We start from the raw sequence: 1124 nt of genomic DNA, 5'->3' as shown, positions 1-1124 counted from the left end.
TTGATTGGGGGTGAGATGGTCAAACGCGGCTAACATTTCGTCTGTAGATAACTGGTCTCCCATTCTTCCTCGTTTTACATATTGATGCTCAAAGCTTGTTGCGCCTTTGGCTCGAACTAATGCAGCAAATTCGTCAATAAAGAGTTGTTCAAATTTACTATTGAACGAGTTAAACAGTATGACCCGTTTGTTGGTTAAATCGTTGTCTTTCACAAATTGCCAAATAGGTGGGGCTGGACTGTATAACCAAATAGGAGAGCCGAGATAAACCGTATCGTAAGAGGAGAGGTCGATATGCTGTGGGACGATCTCTGCAACATTACTTCTGGCATCTTTCAACGCACTTATCCATCCTGGAATGCCGAGCGCGTAGCTTTTGGCAAAAATTTCATAAACATGCCCATTTGTTTTGTTGGCAATATGTTCGGACAGAGTGGCGGTATTTCCTGAGCGAGAGAAAACGACGATTGCGGTTTTAGACTCATCGGTTAACGAGCGCTGCAGATGTTGCTGCTTTTGTTTGTGCTTGCGGTATTGTGAGTTTTCGATTTGAGTAACGACGAGAGCAACCACCATCAAAAATACGAACAATATAAATAGAACGATGAGCGTCCATCGAAACATAGTCACTGACCTATGGCTATTAACTGGGAAATAGGAATAACAGAGAAGTAAGAGTGCGACCGGTTTGGTGGCACTCTTGATTTCAGATTACTTCAAATGCTTATCCAAGAAGGGCGCGACTTTCTCCATTGCCATGCCAACTGCTTGAGGATGGTCATACAACTCATAGTGAGACCAGTTTTCTAGATCAACTAGTTGGAAGGGCGAGACTTTCTCCATTGCCATTCCAACTGCTTGTGGATGGTCATACAACTCATAGTGAGACCAGTTCTCTAGATCAACTAGCTGGCGATCCTTTGATGCTACAGCTCGACCATAAACCTCCTGACCATCGCGATAAGCGCCAAACGCTCCCACTTTTTGACCAATCACGGTCATCACTGGTTGAGTTAATAAAGTTTCAGTGAAGGCAAAAGCATCCCAACTTAGGGTTTTCTGAGCATGAGAAAACAACATGCGCGTGGTTCCGCCTTCAGTCTGTCCGCGAGGCGTTTTATAGT

At 44.3% G+C, this 1124-nt stretch carries 1 protein-coding gene and 1 pseudogene; both read right to left on the bottom strand.

Annotation, left to right across the window (positions count from 1 at the left end; translation table 11 throughout):
* Positions 1 to 624 (bottom strand): flavodoxin family protein (locus R8N28_RS26345; protein ID WP_318183799.1); only part of this gene is annotated, 624 nt, incomplete at its 3' end.
* Positions 625 to 711: 87 nt separating this feature from the next.
* Positions 712 to 1124 (bottom strand): annotated as a pseudogene (locus R8N28_RS26340) (hypothetical protein); the annotation flags it as partial.

The sequence above is a fragment of the Vibrio sp. Vb1554 genome (genome assembly GCF_033344235.1).
Note: the sequence above shows the minus strand (reverse complement) of the source record. Positions and strands in the feature narration are given on the sequence as shown.